Source organism: Haladaptatus cibarius D43 (genome assembly GCF_000710615.1).
Taxonomy (GTDB): Archaea; Halobacteriota; Halobacteria; order Halobacteriales; family Haladaptataceae; genus Haladaptatus; species Haladaptatus cibarius.
This window is the reverse complement of record NZ_JDTH01000001.1, coordinates 319,916-335,445: the sequence shown is the minus strand read 5'-3', so window position 1 is coordinate 335,445 and position 15,530 is coordinate 319,916. Positions and strand designations below refer to the sequence as shown.

Below are 15,530 nucleotides of genomic sequence, written 5' to 3'. Positions count from 1 at the left end.
TACACTGCCATGAGGGGGTTTCGTCTCGGGTCGGTGTGGGGAGTACCAGTTCGAATCGACGTCAGTCTCTTGCTGGCGCTTCCGGTTCTGGGCTGGTGGATTCAGCGCGGCGTCTCGGTTCGGACGTGGATAGACGTTCTCACGGCGATTTCGCCGCACACGGTCGCCTACTCGTCCATCAGCACGGGCGTGACGCCGTGGCTCATCGGCGTGACCGTCTTCTTCGGCTTCTCGGCCAGCCTGTTCGTTCACAAGTTGGCCCGCGTGTGGGTCGCCAGACGGAACGGTATCGAAGTCCGGTACGTTCTCTTGTGGATTTTCGGTGGCCTCTCACAGTTCGATTACGAGTCCTCGTATTTCGACCACGAAACGAAAATCGCACTGGCCGGATTGATAGCCAGCGCGTTCCTCACCGGATTTTTCACCGCGATTCTCTGGGCGCTTCCCGGAACCACCCCGGTGTTCGTGGCGGAGGTCGGCCTCCTTGCGATGTTCAACGGCGTGGTGTTGCTCGTCAATCTCTTGCCGATTTTTCCGTTCGACGGCGCGCTCTTGCTTCGCTCACTGTTGGTTCGGGTTCGCTCCCCACAGACCGCAACGCGGACAGTGAGTCTCCTTGGGCAGGTGGTCGTAATCGGGATACTGTTTTACGCCGCCGTCGTTCTCGGAAACGTTCTTCTGGGACTCGTCGCCGTGTTCTTCTATTTCTCGACGGTTTCCGAACACCAGTTGGTGGCGAACCAGTTGTTTCTCGCCGGTATGCCAGTGTCGGAGTTCGTTCGGGAAAAAGAGGACTGCATTCCGGCGAAAACTCCCGTTGAAGAGTTTTTTGCGGACGAACAGCCGAATCTCGATGAGGAAGGCAACTATCCCGTCTGTAACACGGAAGGGAAACCGGTCGGCGTTCTCACGACGAGTAGCATACAGTTGTGGCAAGGGCGGGCACGACTGCCGAGCACGACAACTGTGGGCAAACTTGCAACGGAAGACTTCGTTTCCGTTTCACCGGACGAAAACGCCTCCGACGTGTATCTATTCCTCCGAGAACGGACGAAATACGTCCTCGTGTCCTATCCCGATTCGGTCGCCGTGCTGACCAAGCCCGATTTTCTCACTATGCTCGAAACGAGACAGCAGATAGCAGGAGTTCGCCCGATGTCGTGGCCGTGAGCCGTTTTCTCATCCCGAATGTCGTGACTCTCTCTTTCTCTCTTCGTCTGGCTTTCCTGTTTCAGTTTCGAGAGAAAATTGTCACCGGTGAACCCGCAGGTTTTACGCCCTCCCTCCCAGTAGGCCATACAGTGAACTCCGAGCGGATTTTGGACGAATTTCCCGCGCCCTCCTTTCGCGGCAACCAGCAGGATGCCCTCTCCGACATTCGGGAGGCTTTCGAGAGTAGCAACGACGTGGTGCTGGTTCGCGCCCCGACGGGAAGCGGAAAATCGCTCCTCGCCCGCTCGATTGCCGGGTGTGCCAGACGGGTCGAGGACGCCGACCCGAGCGACGCGACGGGGTCGTATTACACCACGCCGCAGGTGTCGCAGTTGGACGACGTGGCCAGTGACGACCTGCTGGACGATTTGAAAATCATCCGCGGCAAGCGAAACTACTCCTGTATTTTGCCGGGTGAACACGACACGCCCGTCGATAGAGCGCCCTGCGCCCGCGAGAAGGGCTACGACTGCTCGGTGAAACATCGCTGTCCGTATTTTTCCGACCGCGCCATCGCCAGCAATCGGGAGATTGCGGCGATGACGCTCGCCTACTTCATGCGAACCGCCGGCTCTGAGGTGTTCAGAAAGCGCGACGTGGTAGTTATCGACGAAGCCCACGGACTCGCGGAGTGGGCCGAGATGTACGCGACAATCGACTTGAATCCCAGAACCGTGCCGATGTGGGACGACCTGAAAATTCCGGAAATGACCGGACTGGACAGGGCGGTACAGTATGCGGACAGCCTTTCCGGAACCTGCTCGCGCAGGAAGGACGACCTCATCGCACAACAGGAACTCACCGCCCCGGAGGCGGCCCGCAGGGACCGCCTCCAAGAACTCATCTCCGAGTTGGACTGGTTCGTGGACGACTACCGGAACCCCGACAGTGCGACGGAGTGGGTCGTAGACCAACCCGAGGGGAAAGGCGGGCCGATTACCATCAAGCCGATGAACCCCGAGCGCTACCTCGCACACACCGTCTGGGAGCGCGGGAACAAGTTCGCGCTTCTCTCCGCGACGATTTTGAACAAGGATGCGTTCTGTCGGCAGGTCGGACTCGACCCTGCCGACGTTGCGCTCGTGGACGTTGGTCACACGTTTCCGGTGGAAAACCGCCCGCTCTACGACGTGACGCAGGGCAAGATGACCTACGAACACCGCGAGGAGACTCTGCCGAAAATCGCGCGAACCATCGTCAAAATCATGCAGGCACATCCCGACGAGAAGGGAATCGTCCACGCCCACTCCTATCACATTCAGGAAAAGCTAACACGAAAACTCCGCGAGTTCGGCGTCGGCGACAGAGTGCGCGCCCACGAACGCGACAGCAGGGACGCAGACCTCGAAGCGTGGAAGGCCAGCGACGACCCGGACGTGTTCGTTTCCGTGAAAATGGAAGAAGCACTCGATTTGAAGGGTGACCTCGCTCGCTGGCAAGTCCTCTGCAAAGCCCCGTTTTTGAACACCAGCGACTCGCGGGTCGCCCACCGCCTCGAAAACGGCCAGTGGGCGTGGTACTACCGGGCCGCGCTCAGAACCGTGATTCAGGCCTGCGGGCGCGTCATTCGCGCCCCGGACGATTACGGCGCGACGTATCTAACGGACTCCAGCCTCCTCCAACTGTTCGACCGCGCTCGCACCGACATGCCCGACTGGTTCGCGGAGCAAGTGGACAGGATGAGTCACCCAGACCTGCCGGAGTTCGACCCCGGTGGAACGGGCGGAAGTGATGGTGGTAGTGGTGGCGGTGATGGTGGCAAAAGGAGTCGAAACAATCGCGGCGGAAATCACGGTAGTTCCGACAATCGCAGTGAAAAATCGAACTCGAAGAGCAAATCGGGCTACTCACGCAAGCGCAAGAGTCCGATGGCGGACGTGTGGGATACAGAGTAGGTGGCGGTTTCGATTCCGAATCGAAGCAGCGCCACATCTGCTCAATCATACTAGGTGTCTAATTTATCCTCTTATTTCCCGGAATCAGAACGACGATGCACGAAACAAGACGGACGATTCTCAAGACGATTGGCGCTGTCGCGGGTGCAGGCGCGATTTCCGGCCAGACGAGTGCAAAGAAAGCAATGCGACTTCCAGCGGCGAAGCCCGAGATGGCGTGGGCACCGGCGGACGAATCGAACTACAGCGAGGCAGAACGCGAGTCCGACCTCGACATTCGGTGGTTTATCGTTCACGTCGCGCAGGGCGAAGCAGACTGGACGGTCGATTGGTTCCAAAATCCGGATGCAAACGCGAGCACGCACTACGTCGCAGACCACGGAACGGGCGACCTCACGCAGATGTTGGCCGAAGAGGACATCGGCTGGCACGGCGGAAACTGGCCGTACAACCAGCATTCGCTCGGCATCGAACACTCCGGGTGGGTCAACGAGACGGAGTACACCGACGAACTGTACGAGGCCTCCGCGAAAATCGTCCGATGGTCTGCGACCGAGTTCGACTTCCCGAAGCGCGTCCGTCGCTACGACATCGCGCCCTGCGACGCGAAAGACGGCGAGGGTGGCGTTATCGGCCACAACCAAATTCCGAACCCGAACGACTGCACGAAACCGGGCGGCATCAGCGGCCACTACGACCCCGGCTCGCTGTGGAACTGGGGTCGCTACGAGGGGTTCATCCGACGCTGGGACGTGGAATCCGGCGAAAACGCCGTCGTCCTCTCGGATGGCGCGGTTTATCACGGCCCGGACGAACACGCGAAAACGATGGCGGTTCCCTCGGGAGCGGTCGGCACAGCCACCGGAAACGTTCTCGTCCGCAAGGGAATCCAGTGGTACAAACTCGACTTCAACGGTACTCCCGGGTGGGTCGCTGCGGACGACGTACTCTACGCGCGATTCGATGCTGGATTGTCAGTGGAGACGACTTCCGACCTCAGTGTCAGAGCAGAACCGAGCGGGGAACGACTCGGCGTCGTTCCAGAAGGAACTGCAGGAGTCGTCACAGACGGCCCGGTCGATATCGGTGGCTATCGCTGGTGGAAGGTGAACTACGACGGCAGTCAGACTGGATGGTCTGCCGACTACTGGCTCACAGCAGAGTAGCGGTGTAGGCGACCGCCGAACTCAGCATTAGCGCGACGAAAAACAGCGAAATCAGTTTTTGTCGAAGGTTTTCCATACGAAAGCCGAACTATTCGAGGGGGATAAACCTTCGGTCACCGAATGCGAGCGTCCACGACGACGTGCCACACGCCCCCACTGTGGCTCTTGACGCGCCGTTTGTCGAGGATTTCGACCGCGCGTCCGCGGATTTCGGCGGCCTCTCTAAGTCGTCTCACGGGTCGCTCCCACAGCCGATTTTCGGGCGTCGTCTCGTGCATGTGAACGATTCCACCGGGTTTCAGCGCGGCGAGCGCGCTGTCCAGATACTCGTGAGCGTCGTAGTAACCCATCATGACGCGTGCGACTGGTTCCTCTATCTCGATTTCCCGGCAGTCCGCCCGATAGGCGTCGATGTTGTCGGTCACGCCGTTCAACACGGCGTTTTCGAGGAGGAACTGGAACGCAGTCGGATTTCGTTCGACTGCCGTAATCTGTGCCTCTGCGCGGGCCATCGGGAGCGTGAAGTAGCCGATTCCGGCGAACATGTCGAGGACGCGCTCGCCGGGTTCGACTACAGTTCCCATTCTGGCGCGTTCCCGTTGATTGCCGGGCGCGAACATGACTTCCCGCAAATCGAGAGCGTACTTCGTCCCGTGCTCGGTGTGGATAGTTTCGGTATCGCCCGACCCGGCGACCACCGTCATCTCGGGTTCGCGGTGCTCACCCGAGATTCCGTCGCGCGAGAGAACCGTATCCGCCTCGCCGTGCAAATCGAGGAGTGCTTCCCCGATTTCCGATTTTCGCGGACAGTCGTCAAACTGAACCAGAATCACGCTCCCGATGACGGCCCACGATTTCGGTGCCGAGTCGAGTTCCTCGTCGTTCCATCCCTGTGCGCGAAGGTGTGCTTCCAAATCCGGCAGTCGAGGTTCCGGACTCACCTGCTCGATAACGTCCAAAACGTCGGTTTCTGTCGGGTTCTTCGTCACCGGCAGTTCGAGCGTTTCGTCGTCGTGTTCGCACACTTTTCGGGAATCGTCGTACACTCCCTCGGCAGTCAGTTCCGCAATCGCGGTTTCCGCCCTCGGTTTTTCCACGAGGACTGCGAGATCATTCATCGGGAACCACGTAGAGTCCGGAACGACTCTTGAACACGGGAATCATGTCGGCGTCGTCGTCCATGTAGGAAGGTCGCGCAATCGTCTTCGTCTGGAAGGTTTCGGGGTCGAGAACTTGCACTGCGTGCTCGTCCTCGACGGTGACGAGCGTGGTTTCCTCAGCGTCGTCGATGTGGCCCAGTTTCTTCGCGTCCGGAGCATCGCCGTCCTCGAACTGGGATTCGTACTGGTCGCCGGTCGTGATCCGGATTCCTTTGAGGTTTCCGCGGACGCTCCGAACCAGCACCGGCCCCTCGTCGTCCGGGTCGATGATGTCGCCGTGGGTAAAGGGCGGAAGCCGAATCGCGTAGGTTACGCGATACACTTCGTTGCCGTCCTCGTCCTCCGTAACGAGCGTTTCCGAATCCGTGAAGTTGCCGCCGAACTCCTCGATTACCTTGTTGGAAATCTTCTTACCGATGTTGTTGGTCGAAACCTTGAGATTGAGGCCGTCCTGCGTTTCATCAACTTCGGTGATGAAGGCGTTTCTGTCGCCGGTTGCTTCCATGGCCTCGACGATTTCGGCGGCGATTTCCTTCGTGCGTTTTTCCTCTTCCGGCGTCGGCACTCGGTCAACGCCACGAAGTTGGACGATGCTGGCGTAGTAGTCCCCCGCGATGCGGCCACAGCGAGTACACGTCTGCCGGGCGAGCATGACGGGAACCATCAGTTCTTCTTCTACCAGCGTTCCGCGGACGACGCCGGAGAAATAACAGTGCATCCGAATCGTGTTCTGGTCGATTTGCTCCGGTTCGACCTGCCACGACACGTCGCGGGCGTCCACGTGAACTGCGAGGGCTTCGCTCACCTCCTCGATGGCGATGTCGGTGTAATCCTCCGCGCCGATGTCCACCCACCGTCTGCCGCGGAAAACGGCACCACACTGGGCACAGACGCGAACTTCGACTCGCTCCGGCGCGGAGACGAGGTCGAATCGGTCGAAGTAACACTCATCGCAGAGTTTTCTGTCTTGGGTCGATGCAGAGGCGGGATAGTCCCGTTCCGTGATGTCCACTTCGATGGTGTTGCCGCAGTTCGGGCAAAATTCGCGGGACTCGGTCATTGACGGTTCTATGTCGTTCTCACTTTTAAGCCTGTAGAACCGTATCCTCGTGCGAAATCGGCCTTTCGCGCGGTTAGTAACCCATCACGCGAATATCGACACGTCCTCGTCCTCAGAATCGCGCCACGAGTAAACTGGTTCCCAGCCCAACATCGACCGCGCTTTCTCGGTTGAGAGCGCCGAATCACTACCTGTAATCTGGCAACTTCCGGGCACTTCGCCGAAGAACTCGGAGAGAACATCTTCGATGGGCCTGTCGAGGTAGTTGTCCTCGGCGCTGATGAGAAACGGTTGATGTCCACGGAAATCGGCCGTGATGGCGTCCTCGGTGGCGGTTGCAACGTCTCGAATATCGACGTATGACCAGAAGTTTCCCGCACCAGTTGCGATGTCGCTTCGCGCATCCAGACAGTCGTACTCGCCGGGGAACTGTATCCACGAGGCGCGAATCGACGCCACAGGAACGCCGTGGCGTCGAGCGACCATCGCCCCGATTTCCTCACCCACGACTTTCGACGTGCCGTAGGGGTCTTCCGGACGGAGCGGATGCTCTTCGTCCAGCGGGAGATACTCCGGAAGCGACGGTTCGCCCGCGAGCGGGAATCCGAAGGCGCTTTCACTCGACGCCCACGCGACGCGAGCGCCCGCACGTCCGGCGGCGGTCAACACGTTGTACACGCTGATGACGTTGTTTTCGAAGACGCGCATTCCGGCGTGGCGCTCCGGCGACGGGCGCGCCGTCCAGTGAACCACGGCGTCCGGATTTTCGGTCGAAACGACTTCCGACGCTTTGACCTGTTCGGTCAAATCCGCACTCCGAAACGAAAGATTGCGGTAGCCTTCGAGATTCCATTCCGTTCGTGAAAGACCGACGCAGGTAACGTCCCACCCTCGTTCGGCGAGATGGACGGCAAGCCACCGTCCGGTATGGTCGAGACTTCCGGTCAAAAGTACCGTACCGGTCATCGACATACCCTCGTCGGTTCACACGAGAACATACAGTCTCTACTGTCCGTCCGTGGGTAAGCGTTCCGGCCCTCCCAACGCGATTTTGTCTGCGTACCTTGCCGTTTCTTCCGCGTGCTAGCGTTCGACGCGCCTGACAAATGCTTAAACGGTCGGAATCCCTAGACACCACGTATGAAATGGAAGGCAGACTGGGGCCTCCGGGCCAGAATGGGTCTGACGATGTTCCTCCTGTTCGCGCTGTACATTGTGTTCGCAGGAGTGTTAGTCGCCTACTTCGGTGGCAAACAACTAATGTTCTTGGGATTCATGATGAGCTTCTCCCTCGGAAGCTACTTCTTCAGCGATAAACTCACGCTGTGGAGCATGGGCGCGAAAGAGGTCGATGAAAGCGAATATCCAGAGCTTCACGCTATGGTTAGCCGACTGTCCCAGCAGGCAGACCTACCGAAACCGAAGGTCGCGGTCAGCGACCAGCGAGTTCCGAACGCATTTGCGACGGGGCGTTCGCAGAAAAAGGCCGCCGTCTGCGTGACGACTGGACTGATGCAGACGCTCAATCAGGAGGAGTTGGAAGGCGTCATCGCCCACGAACTCGCCCACATCAAAAACCGCGACATGATGGTGATGACCGTCGCTTCACTTCTCTCGACCATCGCGTTCATGGTCGTTCGCTGGGGCTGGTTGTTGGGCGGGGGCGGGGAAAACCGCAATCAGGCACCCGTCTGGGTGGCAATCCTCGCCTCGCTCGCCGTCTGGATTGTCAGCTACATCCTCATCCGGGCGCTCTCGCGCTACCGTGAATACGCCGCAGACCGCGGCGGAGCAAGTATCACGGGCAAACCGTCGGCGCTGGCGTCTGCCCTGATGACCATCGACGGTCGGATGGACAACGTTCCGAAAGAAGACCTGCGCGAGGAGGCGGAGATGAACGCCTTCTTCATCATCCCAATTCGGAGCGGTTTCATCGGGAAACTGTTCAGCACGCACCCGAGCACCGAACGCCGGGTCGAGAAACTGCGCGAGTTGGAACGGGAGATGTACTAAGGCGTCTTGATGTAGGCGTAGTTCTCTTTTGCTTGTAGTTTTGTGAGTTCGCCGACGCCTGCTGGAACGGTTTCGACACCGTCTATCAGGTCGTCTTCAGAGAAGTTGAACGCGTTCATGCTGTTCTGGCAGGCTTTGAATTTCACTCCCTGCTGTACCAGCGATTTTACCTTGTCCGCAACGGAGGAATCCACGGTCACGAGTCGGATACCCTGTCCGTTGGCGATCAGTTCGGCGGTTTCGACCTCGGTCGTCCCGTCGTTTACGAGGTTCGCAACGTTTGCGACTGCGTGGTTTTGGTGCGATTCGCCACTGCTGAAATGGAAGACGGTACTCATCGTGGATACTTCTGGTTCGGCTTCTTCGGTCGTCTCGGTGGCCGTTTCTGTGGTTTCCTGACTGGTTTCGGTTCCGGCATCCGTGCTGGTAGCGTCCGTCGTAGCGGTTCCACTCGGCCCGCCAGAACACCCTGCGAGGGCGACGGCGGTGCCGGTACCCGCCAGTTCGAGAAACCGGCGTCTCGAATGATTTCCCATCATCGCTTCCGACACCCTCGAACGCCTTTGTTAAGAATAACATAAGTATCATCTCCCTTTTTCCACCCCCCGCGCGTACACCCGCGCATGGGACTACTGGATGGAATCCGCGAAGTGCTCGGCATCCGGGCCGAGACGGACGCTGGCCGGGATGCAGACCCGGAAGACCTCTTCGGCATGAGCACGGCCTACGTGACGATGGAAGCCGACCTCGGCTACGAACCGGTCGGGATGGCCGCGCTCTGTTTTTCGGAAGTCGATAGCACCGATTTCAAGAACGCGGTTGACGACGTTCACGCCATTCTCGAAGCCGGAAAGGAAGAGACGGGAACAGAAGCGCGGGCGCACGTGGACAGCCACGGCTACTCGTGGTTCGTCCTCGAAGACGACGACTTCGAAGACCTCGTGACGAGCCTCCACTTCGCCGCCGACACGTTCGTGGAACAGGGGTACGGTTCGCGCCTGCTGGCCGCACTCTTCGGATTCGAACAAGACGGAAACAACGTGTACTGGGTGTATTCGTTCCGCAGAGGCGCATACTACCCCTTCGCGCCGAAACGAGGTCACGAACGGGATTCCTCGGCGGAGTTCAAACTGGAGAGCAATCTCGACGGCGAACTCGAAATCGAATCGGACGAACAGTACTGGTATCCACTCTGGCCCGACAACATCAACGAGCATCCGTGGGATTGAGTCCGTTGTCACTGGTTTCTGTGTGATAAACTACCACGCCACTGCATCTTCCTACCTAAACTCTGTTGTTCTAACTCGTCCACCCCTCCGCTGTCGTCCAGTTTCACTTTCACTCCGCAGTTAACGGGGGTTTATATGATGGTGAGAACAAGGATGGAGTACGATGGCAGACGTAGACCTCGAAACCCTCCCCGGCGTTGGACCGGCGACAGCAGAAAAACTCGGCGACGCAGGCTTCGACTCGTATCAGAGCCTCGCAGTTGCAAGCCCCGGCGAACTTAGTAACACCGCCGACGTGGGCGAGAGCACAGCCGCAGACATCATTCAGGCCGCGCGGAAGGAAGCCGACATCGGCGGCTTCGAAACCGGTTCACAGGTTCTCGAACGGCGCGAACGAATCGGCAAACTTAGCTGGCAAATTGACGAAGTAGACGACCTCCTCGGCGGTGGCGTCGAAACCCAGTCCATCACCGAAGTGTACGGTGAGTTCGGTGCTGGCAAGTCGCAGGTCACACACCAGCTTTCGGTGAACGTGCAACTCCCACGCGAACAGGGTGGCCTCGGCGGGAGCGTCATCTTCATCGACAGCGAGGACACGTTCCGACCGGAGCGTATCGACGACATGGTTCGTGGCCTTCCGGACGAAGTCCTGCAGGCTACGATGGACGACCGTGAAATCGAAGGATCGCCGGACGACGACGGCGCAATGACCGAACTCGTGGATGACTTCCTCGACAAGATTCACGTCGCAAAAGCGTTTAACTCCAACCACCAGATGCTCCTCGCGGAGAAATCCCAAGAACTCGCTGGCGAACACGAAGACAGCGAGTGGCCTGTCCGACTCCTCTGTATCGACAGCCTCACGGCCCACTTCCGTGCCGAGTACGTTGGCCGTGGTCAACTCGCGACCCGCCAGCAGAAACTCAACAAACACCTCCACGACATCGACAAGGTCGGCAACCTGTACAACACGGCTATCGTCGTAACGAATCAAGTCTCCTCGAACCCCGATTCGTTCTTCGGCGACCCAACCCAACCCATCGGTGGCAACATCCTCGGCCACAAATCCACGTTCCGGATGTACCTCCGCAAATCCAAGGGCGACAAGCGTATCGTTCGCCTCGTGGACGCGCCGAACCTCGCCGACGGCGAGGCCGTCATGCGCGTGCAGGACGCCGGTCTGAAACCGGAATAGCCGTACTGCTTCGCGCGACGGATTCCCCCTACTCTTTCCCCTTTACATCTCTTTTTTGTATTCGTAGCCACGCGCGTCGATTCGGTCGTCGTAGAATTCGTTCTCGCGCCGATAGCCTCTCGATTCGTAGAAGTTCACGGCGCGTTCGTTTTCGGCCATGACGCCTAGTGTGATTCGTTTTCCCCCACGCCGTTCGACCGTCTGTTCGATGTCAGCGAGAAGTCGCCGTCCGATTCCTTCACCCCAGCGGTCGGGAAGGATATAGATACGACCGAGGTGGTACGTCGTAGAGCAGTCGTCAGGGGTGGCGGAAGCGAATCCGACAACGTCGGATTCGCTCGCTACAGCAACAGCAAAAATCGCATCGTTTTCGATAAGCGAGCGAAACGTTTCCGCATCGTAGTGTTTCTCCAGAAATTCATCGACCGTTTCCGCCCCGACAATCGGTTCGTGTGCTGAATACCACGCTTGCTCTGCAACTCGCTGAACCCCGTCGATATGTGTCGGCGTCGGTGGGCGAATCTCGATACACATATTAGAGAAACATCAACAGAGGTGAAAAAGGTCTGCCATCGAAGGGTTCGAAAACGCCGGTTACTCGGTCGTCGTTTTGTCGAGTTCTGCTTCCCCTTCGAAAATCTCCGCACCGTCTTGGACGACTTTTTCGGCGAGGACGGCGCATTTTACCCGCATCGGGCTAATATCGACACCGAGCATGTCGATAACGTCGTCTCTATCCATTTCCTCGACTTCGTCTAAGGTCATTCCCGGTAGCTTCTGCGACAGCATGCTCGCGCTGGCCTGACTGATAGCACAACCGTCGCCGCGGAACGCAACTCGTTCGATGGTTTCCTCGTCGTCTTCGAGGACAACATCAAATTCGAGTTCGTCGCCACAGGAAGGGTTGACGCCCTCGTGGGTGAAATGGGGGTCGTCCAGCTCACCGTAGTTGCGCGGGCTTCGGTAGTGGTCGAGAATCTGCTGTCGGTACATGTCCGAACCCATGCTCATTGTTGACTGTAGGTAGACGAGTGTCGCGTAAAAAGATTCCGACAGTTCAGACCTCTCCCGGGACTTCGCGCTCGAACCGCGCGATAAACTCCTCCACGAACGTACTGCGCTCCTCGGCCATCCTTCGCCCTGCGTCGGTGTACATCCGCTCTGGCAGTCGGAGAATCTTCTTGTGGAAGTGGTTTATGCCCGTGGCTCCGGAAGTCGTGTCGTCCGCCTCTATCGGCAGGTCGGGGTCGTGGAGCGTCTGGCCGAGTACACCACTGAAACAGAAGTTGCGTGCGATTCCGACTGCGCCGAGCGCGTCCAAGTTGTCCGCATCGCTGAGTAGTTTCGCTTCTATCGTTTCGGGTTCGATATCGTTGGAAAAGCGATGTGCGCGAATGCAGTGCTGAATCGCTTCTATTTCCGTCTCTGTGGCGTCGTACTCGGCGAGAATGCGTTTTGCTTCCTTCGCACCCCACTCGGCATGGTCGTCTATCTCTCCGCGGTCTTCGCGTGCCCTGCCGATATCGTGAAGCCAGACCGCCGTGGACAAGATTCGGTCGTTTGTGTCGTGTTTGTCAGAAAGCGCTTCCGCGAGAGTGGCGACTCACTTTACGTGCTGCCAATCGTGCGCCGGAGCGACATCGCCGAAGTAGGTTTTCGCGTGAGGTCGCACTGCTTCTGGGGGAGAGTTAGTCGTCATTCGTCTTTATCGATGTATTTTCCGAAATTGTATGTATATATTGGTTATGTAGTTCCGAAGAGATGTTCAAATCACCCGTGTCGAACAGGCACCGTCCAGAACTACCGTTTTCCCGGCCGGGAACGCACGAGTGAACGTTCGACGATAAATAGAACATGGAAAAGAGTGTAGAAGTGGTTTCCGTGTCTACTGCGCGAACAACTGCCGGGCGTCATCGACTGCTTCGACCAGTTTATCGACCTCTTCGCGGGTGTTGTAAATGTAGAAGGATGCTCGCGCCGACGCTGGAACGCCCATTTTGTCGTGGAGGGGCTGGGTACAGTGGTCGCCCGCTCGAATCGCCACCGCGTGGTCGTTCACAATGCTGGAGAGATCATGGGCGTGGACGCTATCCACGTTGAACGAGACGAGTCCGCCGCGGTCGTCGCCCGGCGGGCCGTAGATTTCCACGTCGCCCTCTTCGGTCAGGCGGTCGTAGGCGTACTCCGCAAGTTGTTCTTCATGGCGCTGGATCCGCTCCATGCCGATGTCCTCAAGATATTCGACGGCGGCGGCCAGCGCGACCCCCTGCGCGATGTTCGGGGTTCCGGCCTCGAACTTCCACGGCAGGTCTTCCCACGTCGCGTCGTCGTAGGTTACTTTACGAATCATGTCGCCGCCGTAGAGATACGGCTCCATCTCCTCCAAAATGTGTTTCTTGCCGTACAGGCCGCCGATGCCGGTCGGGCCGGCCATCTTGTGGCCCGAGAAGGCATAAAAGTCGGCGTCGATTTCCTCGACATCGACGGGACGATTCGGCACGGCCTGCGCGCCGTCAACGAAGATGTAGGCGTCGTGGTCGTGCGCGATGTCGGCTAGTTCACCGACCGGGTTCGTCGTCCCGAGCGTGTTCGAGACGTGGACGACGCTCACCATCTTCGTGTCGTCGGTAATCATCTCTTTCGCGGCGTCCATGTCGAGATAGCCCTGTTCGTCCACGGGGATGTACTTCACGTCCGCCCCGGTTTTCTTGCCGAGTTGTTGCCACGTCACGAGCGAGGCGTGATGTTCCATCTCGGTCAGGACGACTTCGTCGCCCGGCCCGAGTTCGTTCAGTCCCCACGCGTAGGCCACGAGGTTTTCGCCTTCCGTCGTGTTCTTCGTGAACACCAGCTCCTCGCGCCCGCCGCTCGCACCGATGAACTCCGCGACTGTATCGTGGGCTTCTTCGTAGGCGATTGAGGCCTCTTGGCTCAACTGGTGGATACCGCGGTGGACGTTCGCGTTGTAATTCCGATAGTAGTCACAGATGGCATCAACGACCTGCTCCGGCGTCTGCGTCGTCGCCGCGTTGTCGAGGTACACCAACTGGGTTTCGTTGACCTCCCGCTCCAGAATCGGGAAATCATCCCGAATACGCGCGACATCCAACGCGTCTGACTGCTGTGGTTCCATCGTGGAATGGTTAGTGTTCGAGCCAAAACACTCCTTCGGTCTATCGAGCGCGACGAAACCGGTTTTCATTACGTCGTTAGCAACGTAACTTAAGACAGTCCGACCCTTTCCGTTCGTATGGTTTCGAAACGACGACTCGGCACGAGTCTACTCTTTCTCGGCCTCGCGTTCGTCGGTGCCTTCCACACCGTCCTCTCGTTGGCTTTCGACACTGGGTTGACGACGATTGGTGCGGGAGTAGCGGTCGGGTCACTGCTCTGTTTGGTCGCTGTAAACGTCCCCGCCTTGCTGGACTAACTGGAATCCGAACCGAAGCTAAACCCGCAAAAACTGTGCGTGTTTGGTCGAATCCAAATCGAGAACGCTTTCCTCGTCAATGAATCCCTTCTCGATTGCGAGGCTCACGGCCTCAGTGCCGACGATGTTCGCCACGCTGGCGCGAGTGAGACTGTCCACGACTTCGCTTTCGTCCACTTCGTCGCCGCCGTAGAACTCCTCGCTCACGGTGAACGACACGTCGCCTGCTTCGAACGTCTCGCCGAGCACGTCGTCGTCACAGACCGCGACCAACAGTCCCTCTTGTGTGTCTCGCTCCCTGAGAATCATTGCTCTTCGATTACTCCTGAACCAGTTCTTGCTCCGCCTGCTTTCGCATCTCTTCTGCTTCCTCCGCGAGTTGTTCGGCCTCCTCGTCCTCGCCGACCTCCTCCAGCGCGCGCGCTTTCTCTTCGACGACCTGTACGTTTCTGAAGCCGAGTCGAATCGCGTTGTCGAAGCAGTTCAGGGCGTCCTCCGCCAGTCCGCGTTCGAGCAGGAAGAAGCCGCGGTTGAACCACGCCTGTGGGAATCGCTGGTCGATTTCGACCGCGCGTTCGGAATGTTCGAGTGCCTGTTCGGTCTGGCCGGACTCCCACAGCGCGTAGGCTAGATTCGTCTCCGCAGTCGCGGCGTGTTCGCTGTCGTCATCAATTCGGAGGGCTTCGCGGTACGACCCGATAGCTTCGTCCCACTCTTCGAGTTGGCCGTGTGCCGCACCCTTGTTCACCCACGCTTCTTGCGCTTCGAGGGAGTCCTCGTCGGCGTAGCGGGCCGCGCGCTCGAACGTCTCGGTTGCCTGTTCGAAGCGGTTGATTTGCATGTAGCTCAGCCCGACTTCGACGAGGTCTGCGACGGACACCCTGTCGCTCGGAATCGCCTGCTGGTCTAACATATCCGTGACGACGCGGGAATCCACGGGGTCTACCTCGTCCGGACTCACTTCGAGTTCCGGCGGGTCTAAATCGAACTCGTCGTATGGGTCGCCGAAGCCCTCTCCTTCCGAAAACTTGTGACTTCGCTCGTCGGTCATTACCCGCCGATTGGGGCGGCGCACTGTTAAGGTCTGCGCCATCAGGATTTGCGAGACGGACGCGAAACGCCGCCAAAGACCCCGATATGAACGTTTCGTCCTGAAACGCTTCATAAAGC

16 protein-coding genes and 1 pseudogene are annotated in these 15,530 nt (G+C 58.6%); 7 read left to right on the top strand and 10 right to left on the bottom strand.

Annotated features, from left to right (window positions below; all coding sequences use genetic code 11):
* Window positions 1-9 precede the first annotated feature (9 nt).
* From HL45_RS01720 to HL45_RS01710, 3 genes are all read left to right on the top strand, one after another.
* On the top strand, window positions 10-1,170 hold the full coding sequence (locus HL45_RS01720) for a hypothetical protein (RefSeq protein ID WP_049969385.1): 1,161 nt from the start codon (window positions 10-12) through the stop codon (window positions 1,168-1,170).
* 131 nt (window positions 1,171-1,301) lie between these two features.
* A complete protein-coding gene (locus tag HL45_RS01715; RefSeq protein ID WP_049969384.1) occupies window positions 1,302-3,107 on the top strand; it encodes a helicase C-terminal domain-containing protein in 1,806 nt (601 codons plus the stop codon).
* Window positions 3,108-3,202: 95 nt separating this feature from the next.
* A complete protein-coding gene (locus HL45_RS01710; RefSeq protein ID WP_049969383.1) occupies window positions 3,203-4,273 on the top strand; it encodes an N-acetylmuramoyl-L-alanine amidase in 1,071 nt (356 codons plus the stop codon).
* A gap of 113 nt (window positions 4,274-4,386) precedes the next feature.
* Here the strand turns inward: HL45_RS01710 and HL45_RS01705 are convergent, their stop codons facing one another.
* The 3 genes from HL45_RS01705 to HL45_RS01695 all read right to left on the bottom strand — a co-directional run bounded on the left by HL45_RS01705 (window position 4,387) and on the right by HL45_RS01695 (window position 7,459).
* Window positions 4,387-5,391: a class I SAM-dependent methyltransferase gene (locus HL45_RS01705; protein ID WP_049969382.1), complete on the bottom strand. Its 1,005-nt coding sequence runs from the start codon at window positions 5,389-5,391 to the stop codon at window positions 4,387-4,389.
* On the bottom strand, window positions 5,384-6,493 hold the full coding sequence (locus tag HL45_RS01700; protein WP_049969381.1) for a 60S ribosomal export protein NMD3: 1,110 nt from the start codon (window positions 6,491-6,493) through the stop codon (window positions 5,384-5,386). Before HL45_RS01700 ends, HL45_RS01705 begins: the two co-directional genes overlap by 8 nt.
* Window positions 6,494-6,577: 84 nt before the next feature.
* A complete protein-coding gene (locus HL45_RS01695; RefSeq protein WP_049970048.1) occupies window positions 6,578-7,459 on the bottom strand; it encodes an NAD-dependent epimerase/dehydratase family protein in 882 nt (293 codons plus the stop codon).
* Window positions 7,460-7,633: 174 nt separating this feature from the next.
* Here HL45_RS01695 and htpX point away from each other — a divergent pair, with 174 nt between their 5' ends.
* Window positions 7,634-8,506 carry a zinc metalloprotease HtpX gene (htpX, locus tag HL45_RS01690; RefSeq protein ID WP_049969380.1) on the top strand — a complete coding sequence of 291 codons (873 nt, stop codon included), beginning with the start codon at window positions 7,634-7,636 and terminating at the stop codon, window positions 8,504-8,506.
* On the opposite strand, the gene HL45_RS01685 is transcribed toward htpX, so the two are convergent.
* A complete protein-coding gene (locus HL45_RS01685; protein WP_233274658.1) occupies window positions 8,503-9,045 on the bottom strand; it encodes a DsrE family protein in 543 nt (180 codons plus the stop codon). The genes htpX and HL45_RS01685 overlap by 4 nt on opposite strands.
* A gap of 84 nt (window positions 9,046-9,129) precedes the next feature.
* Between HL45_RS01685 and pspAB the strand changes: the two genes are divergently transcribed.
* Complete coding sequence (gene pspAB, locus HL45_RS01680; RefSeq protein ID WP_049969379.1) at window positions 9,130-9,735, top strand: PspA-associated protein PspAB; 606 nt, start codon at window positions 9,130-9,132, stop codon at window positions 9,733-9,735.
* Window positions 9,736-9,898: 163 nt separating this feature from the next.
* A complete protein-coding gene (radA, locus tag HL45_RS01675; protein WP_049969378.1) occupies window positions 9,899-10,930 on the top strand; it encodes a DNA repair and recombination protein RadA in 1,032 nt (343 codons plus the stop codon).
* A 42-nt stretch (window positions 10,931-10,972) separates the two neighbouring features.
* On the opposite strand, the gene HL45_RS01670 is transcribed toward radA, so the two are convergent.
* The 4 genes and pseudogenes from HL45_RS01670 to HL45_RS01655 all read right to left on the bottom strand — a co-directional run bounded on the left by HL45_RS01670 (window position 10,973) and on the right by HL45_RS01655 (window position 14,063).
* Window positions 10,973-11,464, bottom strand: coding sequence for a GNAT family N-acetyltransferase (locus HL45_RS01670; protein WP_049969377.1), 492 nt, complete (start codon window positions 11,462-11,464; stop codon window positions 10,973-10,975).
* Window positions 11,465-11,524: 60 nt separating this feature from the next.
* Window positions 11,525-11,941 carry an iron-sulfur cluster assembly scaffold protein gene (locus tag HL45_RS01665; protein ID WP_049969376.1) on the bottom strand — a complete coding sequence of 139 codons (417 nt, stop codon included), beginning with the start codon at window positions 11,939-11,941 and terminating at the stop codon, window positions 11,525-11,527.
* Between the two features lie 46 nt (window positions 11,942-11,987).
* Window positions 11,988-12,629: pseudogene (locus tag HL45_RS01660) on the bottom strand (HD domain-containing protein).
* Window positions 12,630-12,815: 186 nt separating this feature from the next.
* Window positions 12,816-14,063, bottom strand: coding sequence for an aminotransferase class V-fold PLP-dependent enzyme (locus HL45_RS01655; protein WP_049970046.1), 1,248 nt, complete (start codon window positions 14,061-14,063; stop codon window positions 12,816-12,818).
* A 117-nt stretch (window positions 14,064-14,180) separates the two neighbouring features.
* On the opposite strand from HL45_RS01655, the gene HL45_RS01650 reads away from it, so the two are divergent.
* Entirely contained in the window at window positions 14,181-14,360 is a 180-nt protein-coding gene (locus tag HL45_RS01650; protein WP_049969375.1) for a hypothetical protein, read from the top strand.
* 18 nt (window positions 14,361-14,378) lie between these two features.
* Here the strand turns inward: HL45_RS01650 and HL45_RS01645 are convergent, their stop codons facing one another.
* Window positions 14,379-14,669, bottom strand: a complete 291-nt coding sequence (locus tag HL45_RS01645) for a DUF424 domain-containing protein (RefSeq protein ID WP_049969374.1) — start codon at window positions 14,667-14,669, stop codon at window positions 14,379-14,381.
* A gap of 10 nt (window positions 14,670-14,679) precedes the next feature.
* Complete coding sequence (locus HL45_RS01640; protein WP_049969373.1) at window positions 14,680-15,411, bottom strand: tetratricopeptide repeat protein; 732 nt, start codon at window positions 15,409-15,411, stop codon at window positions 14,680-14,682.
* Window positions 15,412-15,530: the final 119 nt, after the last annotated feature.

Coding starts and splice junctions, on each gene's coding strand:
- HL45_RS01645 (WP_049969374.1), bottom strand. CDS start 14,669: ATGATTCTCAGGGAGCGAGACACACAAGAGGGACTGTTGGTCGCGGTC.
- HL45_RS01670 (WP_049969377.1), bottom strand. CDS start 11,464: ATGTGTATCGAGATTCGCCCACCGACGCCGACACATATCGACGGGGTT.
- HL45_RS01700 (WP_049969381.1), bottom strand. CDS start 6,493: ATGACCGAGTCCCGCGAATTTTGCCCGAACTGCGGCAACACCATCGAA.
- HL45_RS01640 (WP_049969373.1), bottom strand. CDS start 15,411: ATGACCGACGAGCGAAGTCACAAGTTTTCGGAAGGAGAGGGCTTCGGC.
- HL45_RS01685 (WP_233274658.1), bottom strand. CDS start 9,045: ATGATGGGAAATCATTCGAGACGCCGGTTTCTCGAACTGGCGGGTACC.
- pspAB (WP_049969379.1), top strand. CDS start 9,130: ATGGGACTACTGGATGGAATCCGCGAAGTGCTCGGCATCCGGGCCGAG.
- HL45_RS01655 (WP_049970046.1), bottom strand. CDS start 14,063: ATGGAACCACAGCAGTCAGACGCGTTGGATGTCGCGCGTATTCGGGAT.
- HL45_RS01705 (WP_049969382.1), bottom strand. CDS start 5,391: ATGAATGATCTCGCAGTCCTCGTGGAAAAACCGAGGGCGGAAACCGCG.
- HL45_RS01695 (WP_049970048.1), bottom strand. CDS start 7,459: ATGACCGGTACGGTACTTTTGACCGGAAGTCTCGACCATACCGGACGG.
- HL45_RS01665 (WP_049969376.1), bottom strand. CDS start 11,941: ATGAGCATGGGTTCGGACATGTACCGACAGCAGATTCTCGACCACTAC.
- HL45_RS01650 (WP_049969375.1), top strand. CDS start 14,181: ATGGTTTCGAAACGACGACTCGGCACGAGTCTACTCTTTCTCGGCCTC.
- htpX (WP_049969380.1), top strand. CDS start 7,634: ATGAAATGGAAGGCAGACTGGGGCCTCCGGGCCAGAATGGGTCTGACG.
- HL45_RS01710 (WP_049969383.1), top strand. CDS start 3,203: ATGCACGAAACAAGACGGACGATTCTCAAGACGATTGGCGCTGTCGCG.
- radA (WP_049969378.1), top strand. CDS start 9,899: ATGGCAGACGTAGACCTCGAAACCCTCCCCGGCGTTGGACCGGCGACA.
- HL45_RS01720 (WP_049969385.1), top strand. CDS start 10: ATGAGGGGGTTTCGTCTCGGGTCGGTGTGGGGAGTACCAGTTCGAATC.